This window comes from Frigoribacterium sp. AC759 (assembly GCF_979256015.1).
In genome coordinates, this window is the sequence record NZ_CEEDMT010000225.1 from 1 (window position 1) to 231 (window position 231).

Consider the following 231-nt stretch of genomic DNA (forward strand, 5'->3'; position numbering starts at 1 on the left):
GAATATGGTCGTCAGCAAATCGTAGCCGCGCGCCTACGGAACCGACGCCTCCAAACCCCGCCAGTCCAACCATCTGGCTGAGCCAGGACGGCTCGATGACCTTGGTGTCGTTGTTGAGGAACAGGATCAGATCGCCGTCCGCATGAGCCACCGCCTCATTCATCAAAGCCGAGTAGTTGAACCTGCCATCAATCTTCGGAATCCGCTCGACCCAGACACGAGGCTCCCGAG

At 58.9% G+C, this 231-nt stretch carries 1 protein-coding gene; it reads right to left on the reverse strand.

The genetic code is table 11. The annotated features are described in order from the left end of the window. Positions 1–231, reverse strand: a 231-nt coding sequence (locus ACZ6JE_RS15755; protein ID WP_464319562.1) for a glycosyltransferase, incomplete at both ends; no start/stop codon positions are given.